This is a genomic window from Flavobacterium sp. LS1P28 (assembly GCF_003970335.1).
Classification (GTDB): Bacteria; Bacteroidota; Bacteroidia; order Flavobacteriales; family Flavobacteriaceae; genus Flavobacterium.
This window is the reverse complement of sequence record NZ_RYDI01000017.1, coordinates 1-14,377: the sequence shown is the minus strand read 5'-3', so window position 1 is coordinate 14,377 and position 14,377 is coordinate 1. Positions and strand designations below refer to the sequence as shown.

Here is a 14,377-nt window from a genome sequence, read left to right as displayed (position 1 = left end):
TTTTGGCTTGATTCATAGTTTTTAAGTACTTTTGATTAAATTCAATAAAAAATGACTGAAAACATAAAATTTGCAGTAATTGGTGGTGGGAGCTGGGCAACAGCCATAGCTAAAATGTTATGCGTAAATCTTACCGAAATTTCATGGTACATGCGCAATGATGCTGCTATAGAACACATCAAGACCTACAAACACAATCCAAATTACCTAAGCTCTGTTGAATTTGATACCCAAAAATTGAAGCTAACCAATGATATCAATGAAGCAGTAGCCTATGCGGACTACATTATCTTTGCTATTCCTTCCGCTTTTTTAGAGGGTGAATTAGAAAAATTGACTGTTTCGTTGAAAGATAAAATTATTTTTTCGGCTATAAAAGGGATTGTTCCTGAGACCAGTTTGATTGTAGGGGAACATTTCCATGTAAAATATGATATTCCTTATTATAACATTGGTGTAATCTCTGGTCCTTGTCACGCAGAAGAAGTGGCTATGGAGCGGTTATCATATCTGACAATCGCATGTGGCGATTCTGATAAAGCAAAAATTGTTGCCGATACTCTTGCTGGAAATTACATTAAGACTAAAATTACAGATGATATTATAGGAACTGAATATGCTGCGATGCTAAAGAATATTTATGCCATTGCTGCAGGAATGGCCCATGGACTGGGTTATGGAGATAATTTCCAATCCGTATTGATGAGTAATGGGATCAGGGAAATGAAAAAATTTATCAAGAAAGTTCATAAAATGAAGCGCAACATCAATGATTCTGCTTATTTAGGCGATTTACTGGTTACAGGCTATTCCGTTTTTTCGAGAAACAGAATGTTTGGTAATATGATAGGTAAAGGCTACACGGTGAAATCAGCAATGATGGAAATGAGCATGGTTGCTGAAGGATATTACGCTACTAAAAGTGCTTATAAGCTAAATCAGGCTTATGGTGCCAAAACACCTATTATTGATGCCGTTTATGAGGTTTTATACGAAGGAAAAGATGCGAAAACCATATTTAAGAAACTGACCGACAAACTGGATTAATTCTGCTATATATTTAATAATCAAAATACAATCATGTCATGAGCGAAAGATGGAAATATCAAATTAAAACTGGCGGAATTTGGGGTGTATTTATGACAGTTTTCAATGTGTTATTCGACATAAAAGAAATCCCTTTTTCAGTACAAGTCGCTACGCCTAATTTTTATATTCGAGCAGCTGCTTATATCGGTGTAGGGATTTTTGTTTTAGGTTATTTTACATGGAAATCCAAAGTTAAACAACAAAATCGCTAAATCATTTTTATGAGTAAAAGGTGGCGATTTCAGATTAAAAACGGGATGCGTTGGGGAATTATTCTTTCCCTAAGCTTGCTCGTTTTTGACTTATTCGAACGCTCTTTTGAAGATGCTTTTTTCTCCAAAAGAAACCTGTTCCGAACGCTTTATTTCGTCTTATTCGGAATATTTGTAATAGGATATTTAAATTGGAAGAAAAAAAATAAACGCGACAATAGTGCTGATTTATCTCACGATAATACCATCAATAAATAAAATAGGCACTTCTTCGACTGCTGATTCGCAGATGGATTGTGCTTTGAAAATGTATTTTTTATCGTATAGTTTGTCTCCGATAAAGAAAGTCAGCATGAATTCATTGTTGAGTGCTAAAACGCTTTTTTCAATCATTTCGATTTTCATTACTGAAACTGGCGGAACTGCTACAAAAGCGTGGCGCAAGAGGGATGTTTTTTTCATTTCACCGTTGATGGTTCCAAATGCCTTAGAAACAACCATGACGCTTTCGATTAAAAAGTCACTGTCATTTATTAAATAGGCGTACCATACTTTTTCCATGAAATCGTCGCTCCATTCTTGGACTGCAGCTAGGAATACGTTTTCTACTTCGGGGGTGATGATGTCGGATTTCATTTGATAGTTGAGTGATGATTACCGATTTTTGATTTCAGATTTAAACTTCTAAAATCAAAAATCAGTGCTCTTAAATTTTTATATACTTGATTTGAATTGTTCTAAGAAACGTACGTCATTTTCGTAGAACATACGGATGTCGCCTATTTGATACAACAACATGGCAATTCTTTCGATTCCCATTCCAAAGGCAAATCCGTTGTATTCCTCAGGATTGATGCCGCAATTTTTTAAAACGTTTGGATCCACCATTCCACAGCCCATGATCTCTAACCATCCGGTTCCTTTGGTTATTCTATAATCAGTTTCTGTTTTAAGTCCCCAATAAATATCAACCTCAGCGCTTGGCTCCGTAAAAGGAAAGTAGGAGGGACGCAGACGGATTTTTGATTTTCCGAACATCTCTTTGGTAAAATACAAAAGGGTTTGTTTTAAGTCGGCAAAAGAAACATCTTTGTCTATATACAGCCCTTCCACTTGGTGAAAAATGCAGTGAGAACGAGAGGACACGGCTTCATTACGAAAAACTCTTCCCGGAGAAATGGTCCGAATTGGCGGTTTATTTTCTTCCATGTAACGTACCTGTACCGAAGAGGTGTGTGTGCGCAACAAAATATCAGGGTTGGTTTGTATAAAAAATGTGTCTTGCATGTCGCGAGCCGGATGGTATTCCGGGAGGTTCAATGCGGTAAAATTATGCCAGTCGTCTTCGATTTCAGGACCTTCGGAAACATTGAAACCAATATTTGAAAAGATATCAATAATTTGGTTCTTCACCAATGAAATAGGATGGCGGGAACCGATAGTTATTGGTTCAGCCGAACGCGTGAGATCCCCGTAAAAGCCTTTGGTTTCTTCTTTGTTTTCTAAAGCTTCCTGAAGGGTTTTTACTTTGTCTTCGGCAGATGTTTTGAGCAGGTTGATTACTTGTCCGAATTCCTTTTTTTGATCGTTAGGCACATTTTTGAATTCCGCAAAAAGGTCTTTTAAAAGTCCTTTGCTTCCTAAGAATTTGATTCGGAACGTTTCTAGTTCTGCTGGGTTTTGCGTTGAAAAAGCATTTGCTTCGCCAATATATTCTTTTATCTTATCTATCATTTTCATTCCAATAATTAATTATGCAAATTTAGTGATTTTTGTTGATAGGGACAAGTCACGACTGGCCCGTACAATAAATAATATCAATCAATAAGTTCCTTCTCCAGGAAATAATTCACAATGGCTTCTTTCATTAAAACGGATTGTTCTCCAGCTTTTAGCGGTGGTAATTCCTCTTTTACTTTGTAATGTGGCCAACCTTCCTCGTCAAAAAATTCAAATTCATAGAATCCATAAGGCTCTAATAACCTGCAAATCGCGATATGCATTAGGTTTAGTTTTTCGTCTTTCTTGTATTCGTTATGTACTTTCCCGAGTTCTTGTACGCCAATTAGATAAATAATAGCGTCTAAATCTAAATCTTCCCCTTGAGAAAATTGATTGGAAAGTATATTTACAAGCTGTTCCCAGCGTTCTTTAAGTTGTGTGTCTCTTGACATTTTTGTTGAATTATGAATTATGAGTCATGAGTTATTAATTCATTTGTCATAAAATTATTTTTCGCAAAGATAAGAACTTGAAAATTGACTATGGTAAAGAATAATTCTTTTATATTTGCTGTTTGATCGTTGCAAATTAATTAAGTATGGGATTTTTTGATATCATTTTGGGTGTATTGCTTGCTTTTGCTTTTTACAAAGGCCTTCAAAACGGTCTTTTTGTGGAGTTAGCATCACTAATTTCACTACTGGCCGGTATTTATATTGCAGTACAATTTTCCTCCTATATGCGGGATATTTTAGTGGGATTTGTCAAATGGAATCCTAATACCATTCAAGTAGTAGCTTTTGTTCTTACGTTCATTATTGTAGTTGTTGTGGTTTCAGGTTTAGGTAAATTCCTGACAGGAGTAGCTGATTTTGCTTTTTTGGGCTGGTTGAATGCTTTGGGAGGTGGTTTTTTCAGGGTGCTGAAAACTGTTTTGATTCTGGGTATTGTTTTCGCGATTTTCGAGAAGATTAACTACAACCATCTGTTGGCCAAAAAAGAGACGCTGGATAATTCTCTTTTTTATAATCCAATCCAAAAAACAGCTGGATTCATTTATCCTTCGCTACAGGAATGGTATGGTAGTTTGAAGAAAAAGTAAGTAGTAATGCGTTTTTAGTCGCAGTTTCAACCTTAAACCACAGGGACAAAATTTAGATGATTGGTCTTTTAAATCCGTAATTGTTTTTTTAAGCTTTTTCTATTTTGTCTTTAAAGCGCTCAATGAGTTTTTCAGAGCGTTCCTTTATAAAAGTTGCATTGACCGTGACAGCCTCTAGTTGGTTTTTGTAATTGCTATTTTCATTTTAAACCCGTCCCGATCTTATAACTATTGAATCGGGACTTTTAGTATTATAGGTTTGTCAATTTCTTCAGATCAGCAATTGTAGCTGTTGGATTTTCTGCTTTAAAAACATAACTTCCGGCTACCAGTACATCAGCTCCGGCTTCTACAAGTTGTTTTGCGTTTTTGTTGGTAACACCACCATCAACTTCTATAAGTGTAGTCGCCCCTTTTTTATGGATTAAATCTTTTAATTTTTTAACTTTTACGTACGTATTTTCGATAAATGATTGTCCGCCAAAACCTGGATTTACACTCATGATGCAAACCAAATCAATGTCGTTGATTACATCTTCTAATAGGTCGATATTTGTGTGTGGATTAATGGCGACTCCAGCTTTCATTCCTTCGGCTTTGATGGCTTGCAGGGTTCTGTGAAGATGGGTACAAGCTTCGTAGTGTACGCTTAGAATATTGGCGCCCAATTCAGCAAAAGTTTTGATGTAGCGATCTGGATCTACAATCATCAAGTGAACGTCGATTATTTTTTTTGCATGGCGGTTTATGGCTTCCAAAACGGGCATTCCGTACGAAATGTTAGGTACAAAAACACCATCCATGATGTCAATATGAAACCAATCGGCTTCACTGTCATTGATCATTTCGATATCGCGTTGCAGGTTTCCAAAATCGGCAGCAAGCACTGATGGTGCAATAAGAGTATTTTTCATTGTGTAGTTGTTTTATAGAGATGCACTGTAGTGCATCTTTACAGTTTGTGTTGTTTGTGCAAAAGTAGTTTTTTTGCAGCAATTGGTGAAAGTTTTTTTAGAAGGGACAACTCGCGAGTTGTCCGTACATTGCGCGTAAGGGATAGAGGCGGCATCCTCGTAGCGTAGCGGAGAGATACAGCCGATAGCCCGACCCGAAGTTTTTACGGAGGGTTATGCCATAGTAGTGAGAAATGAATGGTGAGAAGAAATTAGATTTTAAAAATATAACTCCTGATATCCGAGCCAAGCCAAGCGAACTGAATGGAGTTTTGCTTAAAAAAATAAAACTCCGGTAATCAGCCGGAGTTTCAATCATCAATCAAAAAACGAACAGTTAATCAGACCGTCGTTAGCTATTAGTCACAAGTTTAAAATCAAAAGTCATAATGTTGTAGAACGTTATGACTTTTGATTTTTAAAAAATTGACTGTTTTATCCTAAATAGGTTTTTAGTATTTTGCTTCTTGAAGTGTGTTTTAATCTTCGGATTGCTTTTTCCTTGATTTGACGAACACGTTCTCGAGTCAGGTCGAAAGTTTCGCCAATTTCCTCTAAGGTCATTGGGTGTTGATCACCAAGACCAAAGTACAAACGAACTACATCAGCCTCTCTTGGAGTCAATGTTTCTAGGGAACGCTCGATTTCGGTACGCAATGATTCGTGGATTAATTCTCTGTCTGGATTTGGTGATTCGCCGGAACGTAAAACGTCATAAAGGTTAGAATCTTCTCCTTCTACAAGAGGCGCATCCATGGATAAGTGACGGCCAGAGTTTTTCATACTCTCTTTTACGTCATTTACGGTCATATCAAGTTCTTTTGCAATTTCCTCAGCAGAAGGTGGACGCTCGTTAGATTGCTCTAATAAAGCGTACATTTTGTTGATTTTATTGATAGAACCAATTTTGTTCAAAGGCAAACGAACGATACGAGATTGTTCTGCCAGAGCTTGTAGAATCGATTGACGAATCCACCAAACGGCATACGAGATGAATTTAAAACCACGTGTTTCATCAAAACGTTGTGCTGCTTTTATAAGTCCAAGGTTTCCTTCGTTGATCAAATCGGGAAGGGTTAATCCTTGATTTTGGTATTGTTTGGCTACAGATACTACGAAACGTAAATTGGCTTTCGTCAATTTTTCTAATGCTTTCTGGTCGCCGGCTTTAATTTTTTGTGCTAATTCTACCTCTTCGTCTGCGGTAATAAGGTCAACTTTACCAATTTCTTGTAAATACTTGTCTAATGAAGCGGTTTCACGATTGGTTACCTGCTTGGTGATTTTTAGTTGTCTCATGTTTTTTTGTCTCCTAAATTTTAAGTGTACAAATGATTATACGTATGAAGTTGCCTAAAAGTTACAATTGTTTTAAAATAAATTTATATTAAACAAAAATCCCGTTTCAAATTCATGAAACGGGATTCCCTATAAATAAACCTTTAGTAAACTAAGATCTGATTACTCTTTTCTTTCCTCACGAGGAGGTCTTGGTAAAAGTGCTTTTCTGGACACTTTTTCTTTTCTGGTTTTTGGATCCAGTCCAAGGTATTTCACCATAAAGACATCGCCCATATTGACCACATCCGAAACGTTTTCAGTGCGTTCCCAAGCTAACTCGGATACGTGTAATAAAACTTCGTTTCCTGGAACAGCTGTGTATTCTACAACGGCACCAAAATCTAGCATTTTGATTACTTTCACTTCGTAAGCTTCGTTCATTTGTGGTTTGAAAGTGATGGACTCAATTTTAGCCAATACCGCTTCAATTCCGGCAGGATCTGTTCCTAGAATTTCAATAACTCCTTGCTCATTTACTTCATTGATAACGATAGTAGTTCCTGTAGATTTTTGTAATTCTTGAATCACTTTTCCACCAGGTCCAATCAATGCACCAATAAAGTTGCCAGGAATTGTTCTTGTGATGATTTTTGGAGCATACGCTTTTACATCTGCTTTTGGAGCAGCTAAAACTTCTATAATTTTTCCAAGAATATGCAAACGACCTTCACGAGCTTGAGCTAAAGCTTCTTCCATGATGTTGTACGCCAATCCTTCGATTTTGATGTCCATTTGACAAGCGGTAATTCCATCTGCGGTTCCGGTTACTTTAAAATCCATGTCTCCTAAGTGATCTTCATCACCAAGAATATCAGACAATACAGCGAATCGGCCTGTTTTTTCATCAGAAATTAATCCCATTGCAATCCCGGAAACGGGTTTGGTCATTTGAATCCCGGCATCCATAAGAGCTAATGTTCCGGCACAAACGGTTGCCATTGAAGATGAACCATTTGATTCTAATACTTCAGATACAATACGAATGGTATAAGGACAATCAGCAGGAATCATGTTTTTCAAAGCACGTTGTGCTAAGTTTCCGTGACCCACTTCTCTTCTTGAAGTTCCTCTTAATGGTTTTGCTTCACCAGTAGAAAAAGGAGGGAAGTTATAATGCAAGTAGAATTTTTCTTCGCCTTGTTGTGATGGAGAGTCAATTTGGTTTGCTTCTCTGGAAGTTCCTAAAGTAGCTGTTGCCAATGCTTGAGTTTCTCCTCTTGTAAATAAAGCAGATCCGTGAACTGAAGGTAAATAATCAACTTCAGCCCAAATTGGACGAATTTGATTTGTTTTTCTACCGTCCAGACGTGTGCCTAAATCAAGGGTTACATTACGAACGGCTTCTTTACTGGATTTAGCAAAATATTTTGAAACTAAATCACCGTTTTCAGCTAATTCTTCCTCAGTAAACAATGCTTTTACAGCTTCTTTTGCTTCCGCAAATTGAGCTGTTCTTTCGTGTTTTGCTGTTCCTTGTTTTGCAATTGCATAACATTTGTCATAAGCTGCAGCATTTACTTTTTCATAAATAGCCACATCTTCTCTTTCTTGATCGTAAGTTCGTACTTCTTTTTTACCAAAAGCAGCAACTAATCGTTCTTGAGCAGCAATTTGAATTTTGATTGCCTCGTGCGCAAATTTAATCGCTTCAACCATTTCGGCTTCTGAAATTTCTTTCATTTCTCCTTCTACCATTGCGATAGATTCTTTTGAAGCGCCAATCATCATGTCAATATCAGACAATTCTAATTGAGTACGACTTGGGTTGATGATGAAATGACCGTCAACTCTGGCTACACGAACTTCAGAAATTAAAGTTGAAAAAGGAATGTCAGATAAAGATAAAGCTGCCGAAGCGGCTAAACCGGCTAATGCATCTGGCATTACGTTTTCATCATGCGACATCAATTGAATCATCACTTGCGTTTCTGCATGATAATCTTTTGGGAAAAGAGGACGCAATACACGATCCACTAAACGCATAGTTAATATTTCATTATCGCTTGGTCTTGCTTCTCTTTTAAAGAAACCACCTGGAAAACGCCCGGCGGCAGCAAATTTTTCACGATAATCTAATGTTAAGGGCAAGAAGTCAATTCCTGGGCTTGCTTTTCTGGCAGATACAACTGTTGCCAGCAACACTGCATTTCCCATTCGTACTTCTACGGCACCGTCAGCTTGTTTGGCTAATTTTCCGGTCTCGATTGAGATGCTTCTCCCATCTCCTAAATCGATAATTTCTCTTGAAACTTTTGGAATCATAATTGTATTTTCTTGATTAAACAATGGATTTTAGTTGTGTTGTAGTTATTTTGCGTAGTTAATGCTTAAAACCCAATGAAAAACGAAACTTTTTTATTTGTAAATACAAATTGGTATTTACCTTATAATGCGGTCTTAATTCTAATCCCTTTTGTGTCAGGATTATAAAATGAACTTTGGACGCGGAAATATAAAAACAAAAAGAGGCACTCTCGCGCCTCTTTACATATTGATTATTTTCTGATATTCAATACTTTGATAATTTCACGGTATCTGTTGATTTCTGTTTTCTTCAAATAATCCAACAAAGATCGTCTTTTACCTACTAGCAAGACTAATGAACGCTCTGTATTATAATCGTGACGATTTTTTTTCAAGTGCTCCGTTAAGTGGCTAATTCTGAAAGTGAACAAAGCAATTTGAGCTTCTGATTTTCCAGTGTTTGTTTTTTCTCCGTGTTTAGCGAAGATTTCTTCTTTAATCTCTTTAGTTAAATACATTCCAATATTTGTTTAATGATTTTTATGTATGCCTTACAGCTATTGTAAGACGGGTGCAAAAGTAAAAAATAATTATGAATTATGAATTATGAATTATGAATTATTTTAAATCTTAATACAATTTTGCAATTTCCTCATTCACAAAGGCTAAGAACTTTTCGTCTTCTTTTGTAAATGGATCTATGACATGGCTGTCAATATCAATTTGTCCTATGTTTTCTCCGTTTACAAAAAGGGGTACAACGATTTCTGATTTCACGGTAAAACTACAAGCAATATAATTATCTTGCGCTGCAACGTCAGGAACTACAAAGTTTTCGTTTGAAACAGCCACTTGTCCGCAAATTCCTTTTCCAAAAGGGATTACCGTATGGTCTGTTGCTGCTCCCACATAGGGTCCTAAGTGTAATGTTTTAGACTCGTGATTTGCAAAATAAAATCCTACCCAATTATAATAGGCAACAGAGTTACTAAGCAGCTCACAAATAGACAATAGTTTTTCGTCTCTTGACAACGTTGTATTTAATGTGATTTCGGTTACTTTTGGTTGTAGTTCTTGAAATGTCATGTTTTTTTATTTTTATTTGTACAAAAGTATTTAAAGCCAGTTTTAAAAATTACATAAATTTGTTAAAAAAATAGATTTTGAAAAAATATTTTATTCTCTACAAGCCTTTTTTGATTTTTCTAGGTACTTTTTTTTTAACTTATATAGTGCTGACTTTTTTGTATCAGCGTTTTCTTAATGGTTTTGAAGAAAATCAAATAGATTCTGTTACCAGAATGGTAAGTGAAAATACAGAGCAAGTGCTGCAGTTATTTAATGATGAATCTTCAATTGAAGAGAGCACTGCATCTCCTTATATGAAGTTGTTTTATAACCAGAAATATGTAGCCCGAATTGTAGAAGGATGTAATGCAATTAGCGTAATTATTTTGTTTATTTCATTTGTCGTGGCTTTTTCTGGAAAACTACTAACGACGCTGCTTTTTATCTTTGGAGGAAGTCTGTTTATTTATGTATTGAATGTTTTGAGAATAGCTGTTTTAAGCGCACTTATTTTTTATTTTCCAAAACAGGAACCCTTCTTGCACGGAGTTCTTTTTCCTTTGTACATTTATAGTTTAGTTTTTGTATTGTGGTTAATTTGGGTTCGTAAATTTTCAAGATATGCTTCAAAAGATTCTTAATAACAAAGTTCGCGTACTGCAATTTCTTTTTTTTGTTGTATTGCTGGTGCTTGTTCGTGCTTTTGAAAATCAGTTGTTTTATGATCCTTTTCTGGATTTCTTCAAGAAAGATTTTGCGAAGTTACCGTTGCCAAGTTTCAATGCAGTCCAATTATTTTATGGGCTATTGTTTCGTTATACATTAAATACCGCTATTTCATTGGGGATTATTTATGTGCTTTTTAAAGAAATAATGATGGTGAAATTCGCCTTTGTGCTGTATTATTTTCTTTTTATGATTTTAATGGTTGCTTTTTTCTACATCATCTATTTTATTTGGGGAAACCACAATTGGATATTGTTTTATATCCGTCGGTTTCTAATTCAGCCTATTTTTTTATTATTGTTTGTTCCTGGATTTTATTATCAGAAACAAAATAAGTAGTCTTTTTTGTTTGTCTTCAATGTCGATTTAAGTATCTGTAAATCAAATTTCTATTGCTATTAAAATAGTGAAACATTCTGACTATATAGCCTAATTTAATTCGGATAAACTTAAAAAATCACTGATCAAATCTGGTGCTAGCATTATGGCGGTTGACGCAATTTTACAGGCTATAAAAAAGCAGATGTATGAGGGTATTTCTACAAAATAAATCTACAAAATGGCTTTTTCATTATTGAAGAAAAAGCTGATTTTCATGTCACACGTTATAATTTAAGAGAAACAATTGGACTCTTAAGTACTGCAGTTTTTTTTTGAAAAATATATAGGACGAATTTTTTCGCGTAGCATTATAAATCAATAAATAATTTGACCTTACAAGGTAAATGTGTCTCGCATGAAATAGATGTGCTGGTCAAAAAAACGAAACGATCGCTATGGTCGAATGTAAGTATCATACGGGTCGAGAGGTTGCTACGGATGTGAAAGTTCCGAGGTATATTCGGTCTCGTTTTAAATCCTTTTGGATAGCGTTAAAATTCAGGAAGAAGACAGAATCTCCAAGATCCCATATATTATTGATACTTCAATGGGAATCACTGCACTGAATATTTTTTCTACTAATAAAAAATGGCACAAGTTACCGCCGGGAGAATGTGCTGAAATGAGTAAAATGTTTTCATTAGTTCCGGATTATAAGGAAGCCATGGAGGGGATTTGTAATAATTACAGTGGGGTATCACGCCGAAGGAACACGAGAAAGAAAATTGATGCAAGGGGCAAAAGGAATTAATATTCGCGGGTAATATTATCCGGTAAAAGCAAAAATTCAGGAAATAAAAGGGTTGTCAGCGCATGGAGAAAATCAGCCACTGGATGAACTCTGTATCAAAGTCCAGGAAAAATATGGTTTTGACTGTAAAGTTCCTTTGATGGGACACGAACTTGAATTGTAGATTTTAACTTGAATTTAGCTTTTGGAGTTTGATTAAATCACTACTTTTGCATGATGAAATTCAAAGGACTTGTTAGTGTTCTTCTTGCTTTTTTTCTATTGGTTTCCAATGTAGGAGTAGCATTTAATCTGCGTTATTGCGGAAATGAAATTTCGTCTATTACTCTTAAAACTCCTGTTGAAGATCAAAAATTAGAAAAAAAATGTTGTAATGTTGTTGAAAAAAAATCAAATTGTTGCGAAGACAAAGAGGTTAATTTTCAAAAGAAGACTGATAAATTAGTCCAAAAAACAGTTTCTGCCGATACAGATTTTACATTTTCGATAAAAGAATGGAATCCTTATGTCTTTTCATTTATTTCAAATTTTCAAAACAGCCAATTTACGTCGTATTGTTTCGATACAAATGCGCCGCTTTTATTTAAATTATACCACCAATATATTTTCTACGCGTAGCTTTTAATGTTTTAGTAGAACTTGAATCACACTTTAGTGGTTTTACATTATTCTAACATTAAAAATCAATCATGCAAAAACAAATTTCAATATTTTTATTGTTTCTTTTATGTGCTTTTAATTCTTATTCGCAAGATACTTTGCAAGAGATAAAAATACAAGGCAGCAGCAAAAGTTTAAAAAAATCGTACAAACTAACAACTAATACTACAACACTGACAAGCAAAGAATTACTGAAAGCCGCTTGTTGCAATCTGGCAGAAAGTTTCGAAACAAATCCTTCAATTGATGTTAATTTTTCGGATGCTTTGACGGGAACGAAACAAATAAAAATGCTAGGATTGACGAGTCCTTACTTGATGATTACCGAGGAAAATATTCCTTCGGTACGTGGTGCTTCTCAAGCCTACGGGTTGTCATTTACACCAGGAACTTGGGTAGAAAGTATCCAAATTACCAAAGGTGCAGGAAGTGTTGTCAATGGCTTCGAAAGTATTTCGGGACAAATTAATACCGAATTAATAAAACCAATCAGCGATATTCCATTTTTTCTAAATGTCTATGGTTCGACAGATTCTCGATTTGAATTAAATACACATTTCAATACTAAAATTTCTGATAAATGGAGCAGTAGTTTATTTGTACACGGAAATACCAGAGTTGCAAAAAACGATATGAATGACGATGGCTTTCTTGATAATCCATTAGCAAAACAAATCAATGTTTTAAATCGTTGGCAATATACCAATGCCAAAAAAGGGTGGGTGAGTTTCATCAATTTCCGATATATGAATGATCAAAAACAAACAGGAGAATTAAATTTTGATCCGGATAGAGACAGGGGAACGACAAATTATTGGGGTTCCGAAATCAATACGGAACGTTTTGATGTTTCCGCTAAATTAGGCTATGTTTTTCCTGACATGCCATATCAAAGTATTGGTTTTCAGAATGCCTTTAACAGTCACGATCAAAACTCTTATTTTGGACTAAATCAATATAATATTGAACAAAAAAGTTATTATTCGAACCTGATTTTCAATTCGATTATTAATAATACAATGCATAAATTTTCTACAGGTCTAAACTTTACCTATGATAAATACGGTGAGTTTGTCAATGTGAATGATTACAGCAGAATTGATAACTCAGTAGGTGCTTTTTTTGAATATACGTATGATAATACGGAGAATTTTAGCGTAGTTCTAGGCGGCAGAATAGATAATCACAATCGTTTAGGGACTTTTTCTACGCCAAGATTACATGTGCGATACAATCCTTGGGAGAAAGGTGTTTTGCGATTTTCAGCAGGTAGAGGGAAACGAAGTGCTAATGTTTTTGCTGAAAACCAACAGCTTTTAGCTAGTTCAAGAACTTTTGAATTTTTAGATACCAAAGGAAAAATATACGGTTTAAATCCTGAAATTGCATGGAATTATGGATTGAGTTTTATGCAGGGTTTTTTGTTTTTTGGCAAAAGTGCTGATGTTGGTTTTGATTTCTACAGAACTGATTTTCAGAACCAAGCAATTGTTGATATAATGCAAAGTCCGCAACAGGTTTTGTTTTATAACTTGAACGGAAAATCGTATGCGAATAGTTTGCAAGTAGAATTTAATTATGAACCAATAAAGCGTTTTAATTTGAGAACAGCCTACAAATACTATGATGTTCAAACGGATTATTTATCAGGAACCTATCAAAGACCACTACAGGCAAAACATCGTTTCTTTGGAAATTTAGGATTTGAAACGCAAATATTAGAAGAAGGAAAACAATGGAAGTTTGATTATACGCTTAACTGGCTCGGAAAACAACAATTACCCAATACGTCAATCAATCCTGAAGTTGACAGGCTGCCTGAATTTTCACCTTCATTTTCTGTGATGAATATACAGGTTACACGATCTTTTTCTCCAACTTTCGAAATCTATATTGGCGGAGAAAACATTGGTAATTACAAGCAGGACAATGTTATCTTGGGTAATGAAAATCCATTTGGACCTACTTTTGACGCGTCAATAGTTTATGGTCCAGTTTTTGGACAAATGTATTATGCGGGTTTACGTTTTAAAATTAAATAGGTTAAAAAAAATTATTGAGGTGTTCCGATAAATACTTATGATTTTTATGTATATTTAAAGTATGGAAAAATTTACAGGAGAAAGTA

16 protein-coding genes are annotated in these 14,377 nt (G+C 35.2%); 8 read left to right on the top strand and 8 right to left on the bottom strand.

The window, feature by feature from the left end; genetic code table 11:
• The first annotated feature begins 51 nt into the window (after positions 1-51).
• Together EKL97_RS12450 and EKL97_RS12445 are read left to right on the top strand one after the other, a co-directional pair.
• Positions 52-1,047 (top strand): NAD(P)H-dependent glycerol-3-phosphate dehydrogenase, encoded by a 996-nt coding sequence (locus tag EKL97_RS12450; RefSeq protein WP_126461840.1) that lies wholly within the window; start codon positions 52-54, stop codon positions 1,045-1,047.
• 38 nt (positions 1,048-1,085) lie between these two features.
• Complete coding sequence (locus EKL97_RS12445) at positions 1,086-1,301, top strand: hypothetical protein (RefSeq protein WP_126461843.1); 216 nt, start codon at positions 1,086-1,088, stop codon at positions 1,299-1,301.
• A 228-nt stretch (positions 1,302-1,529) separates the two neighbouring features.
• On the opposite strand, the gene EKL97_RS12435 is transcribed toward EKL97_RS12445, so the two are convergent.
• The 3 genes from EKL97_RS12435 to EKL97_RS12425 all read right to left on the bottom strand — a co-directional run bounded on the left by EKL97_RS12435 (position 1,530) and on the right by EKL97_RS12425 (position 3,475).
• Positions 1,530-1,937: a hypothetical protein gene (locus EKL97_RS12435; RefSeq protein ID WP_126461849.1), complete on the bottom strand. Its 408-nt coding sequence runs from the start codon at positions 1,935-1,937 to the stop codon at positions 1,530-1,532.
• Positions 1,938-2,015: 78 nt separating this feature from the next.
• Positions 2,016-3,035 (bottom strand): phenylalanine--tRNA ligase subunit alpha, encoded by a 1,020-nt coding sequence (gene pheS / locus EKL97_RS12430; RefSeq protein WP_126554712.1) that lies wholly within the window; start codon positions 3,033-3,035, stop codon positions 2,016-2,018.
• Positions 3,036-3,118: 83 nt separating this feature from the next.
• On the bottom strand, positions 3,119-3,475 hold the full coding sequence (locus EKL97_RS12425; protein WP_126461854.1) for a hypothetical protein: 357 nt from the start codon (positions 3,473-3,475) through the stop codon (positions 3,119-3,121).
• 146 nt (positions 3,476-3,621) lie between these two features.
• On the opposite strand from EKL97_RS12425, the gene EKL97_RS12420 reads away from it, so the two are divergent.
• Positions 3,622-4,125 (top strand): CvpA family protein, encoded by a 504-nt coding sequence (locus EKL97_RS12420; protein WP_126554714.1) that lies wholly within the window; start codon positions 3,622-3,624, stop codon positions 4,123-4,125.
• A 251-nt stretch (positions 4,126-4,376) separates the two neighbouring features.
• On the opposite strand, the gene rpe is transcribed toward EKL97_RS12420, so the two are convergent.
• The 5 genes from rpe to EKL97_RS12395 form a co-directional block, all read right to left on the bottom strand.
• Positions 4,377-5,039, bottom strand: a complete 663-nt coding sequence (gene rpe / locus EKL97_RS12415) for a ribulose-phosphate 3-epimerase (RefSeq protein ID WP_126568989.1) — start codon at positions 5,037-5,039, stop codon at positions 4,377-4,379.
• Positions 5,040-5,513: 474 nt separating this feature from the next.
• Entirely contained in the window at positions 5,514-6,377 is an 864-nt protein-coding gene (locus EKL97_RS12410) for an RNA polymerase sigma factor RpoD/SigA (RefSeq protein WP_007137700.1), read from the bottom strand.
• Positions 6,378-6,539: 162 nt separating this feature from the next.
• On the bottom strand, positions 6,540-8,681 hold the full coding sequence (locus tag EKL97_RS12405) for a polyribonucleotide nucleotidyltransferase (RefSeq protein ID WP_126452801.1): 2,142 nt from the start codon (positions 8,679-8,681) through the stop codon (positions 6,540-6,542).
• Between the two features lie 233 nt (positions 8,682-8,914).
• Entirely contained in the window at positions 8,915-9,181 is a 267-nt protein-coding gene (rpsO, locus tag EKL97_RS12400) for a 30S ribosomal protein S15 (protein WP_066079886.1), read from the bottom strand.
• Positions 9,182-9,293: 112 nt separating this feature from the next.
• Entirely contained in the window at positions 9,294-9,749 is a 456-nt protein-coding gene (locus EKL97_RS12395; RefSeq protein ID WP_126461863.1) for a GAF domain-containing protein, read from the bottom strand.
• Between the two features lie 77 nt (positions 9,750-9,826).
• Here EKL97_RS12395 and xrtF point away from each other — a divergent pair, with 77 nt between their 5' ends.
• The 5 genes from xrtF to EKL97_RS12370 all read left to right on the top strand — a co-directional run bounded on the left by xrtF (position 9,827) and on the right by EKL97_RS12370 (position 14,291).
• Positions 9,827-10,372, top strand: coding sequence for an exosortase family protein XrtF (gene xrtF, locus EKL97_RS12390; RefSeq protein ID WP_126461866.1), 546 nt, complete (start codon positions 9,827-9,829; stop codon positions 10,370-10,372).
• On the top strand, positions 10,353-10,796 hold the full coding sequence (locus EKL97_RS12385) for an exosortase F system-associated membrane protein (protein ID WP_126461877.1): 444 nt from the start codon (positions 10,353-10,355) through the stop codon (positions 10,794-10,796). Before xrtF ends, EKL97_RS12385 begins: the two co-directional genes overlap by 20 nt.
• A 523-nt stretch (positions 10,797-11,319) precedes the next feature.
• Positions 11,320-11,589 carry a hypothetical protein gene (locus EKL97_RS12380; protein ID WP_126562684.1) on the top strand — a complete coding sequence of 90 codons (270 nt, stop codon included), beginning with the start codon at positions 11,320-11,322 and terminating at the stop codon, positions 11,587-11,589.
• A 213-nt stretch (positions 11,590-11,802) separates the two neighbouring features.
• Entirely contained in the window at positions 11,803-12,207 is a 405-nt protein-coding gene (locus EKL97_RS12375; RefSeq protein ID WP_126568988.1) for an HYC_CC_PP family protein, read from the top strand.
• Between the two features lie 71 nt (positions 12,208-12,278).
• On the top strand, positions 12,279-14,291 hold the full coding sequence (locus EKL97_RS12370; RefSeq protein WP_126568987.1) for a TonB-dependent receptor plug domain-containing protein: 2,013 nt from the start codon (positions 12,279-12,281) through the stop codon (positions 14,289-14,291).
• The last annotated feature ends 86 nt before the right edge of the window (positions 14,292-14,377 follow it).

Excerpts from the sequence above, each read along its gene's own strand:
- EKL97_RS12450 (WP_126461840.1), top strand. The coding sequence starts at position 52 with ATGACTGAAAACATAAAATTTGCAGTAATTGGTGGTGGGAGCTGGGCA.
- EKL97_RS12445 (WP_126461843.1), top strand. The coding sequence starts at position 1,086 with ATGAGCGAAAGATGGAAATATCAAATTAAAACTGGCGGAATTTGGGGT.
- EKL97_RS12435 (WP_126461849.1), bottom strand. The coding sequence starts at position 1,937 with ATGAAATCCGACATCATCACCCCCGAAGTAGAAAACGTATTCCTAGCT.
- pheS (WP_126554712.1), bottom strand. The coding sequence starts at position 3,035 with ATGATAGATAAGATAAAAGAATATATTGGCGAAGCAAATGCTTTTTCA.
- EKL97_RS12425 (WP_126461854.1), bottom strand. The coding sequence starts at position 3,475 with ATGTCAAGAGACACACAACTTAAAGAACGCTGGGAACAGCTTGTAAAT.
- EKL97_RS12420 (WP_126554714.1), top strand. The coding sequence starts at position 3,622 with ATGGGATTTTTTGATATCATTTTGGGTGTATTGCTTGCTTTTGCTTTT.
- rpe (WP_126568989.1), bottom strand. The coding sequence starts at position 5,039 with ATGAAAAATACTCTTATTGCACCATCAGTGCTTGCTGCCGATTTTGGA.
- EKL97_RS12410 (WP_007137700.1), bottom strand. The coding sequence starts at position 6,377 with ATGAGACAACTAAAAATCACCAAGCAGGTAACCAATCGTGAAACCGCT.
- EKL97_RS12405 (WP_126452801.1), bottom strand. The coding sequence starts at position 8,681 with ATGATTCCAAAAGTTTCAAGAGAAATTATCGATTTAGGAGATGGGAGA.
- rpsO (WP_066079886.1), bottom strand. The coding sequence starts at position 9,181 with ATGTATTTAACTAAAGAGATTAAAGAAGAAATCTTCGCTAAACACGGA.
- EKL97_RS12395 (WP_126461863.1), bottom strand. The coding sequence starts at position 9,749 with ATGACATTTCAAGAACTACAACCAAAAGTAACCGAAATCACATTAAAT.
- EKL97_RS12385 (WP_126461877.1), top strand. The coding sequence starts at position 10,353 with ATGCTTCAAAAGATTCTTAATAACAAAGTTCGCGTACTGCAATTTCTT.
- EKL97_RS12375 (WP_126568988.1), top strand. The coding sequence starts at position 11,803 with ATGATGAAATTCAAAGGACTTGTTAGTGTTCTTCTTGCTTTTTTTCTA.
- EKL97_RS12370 (WP_126568987.1), top strand. The coding sequence starts at position 12,279 with ATGCAAAAACAAATTTCAATATTTTTATTGTTTCTTTTATGTGCTTTT.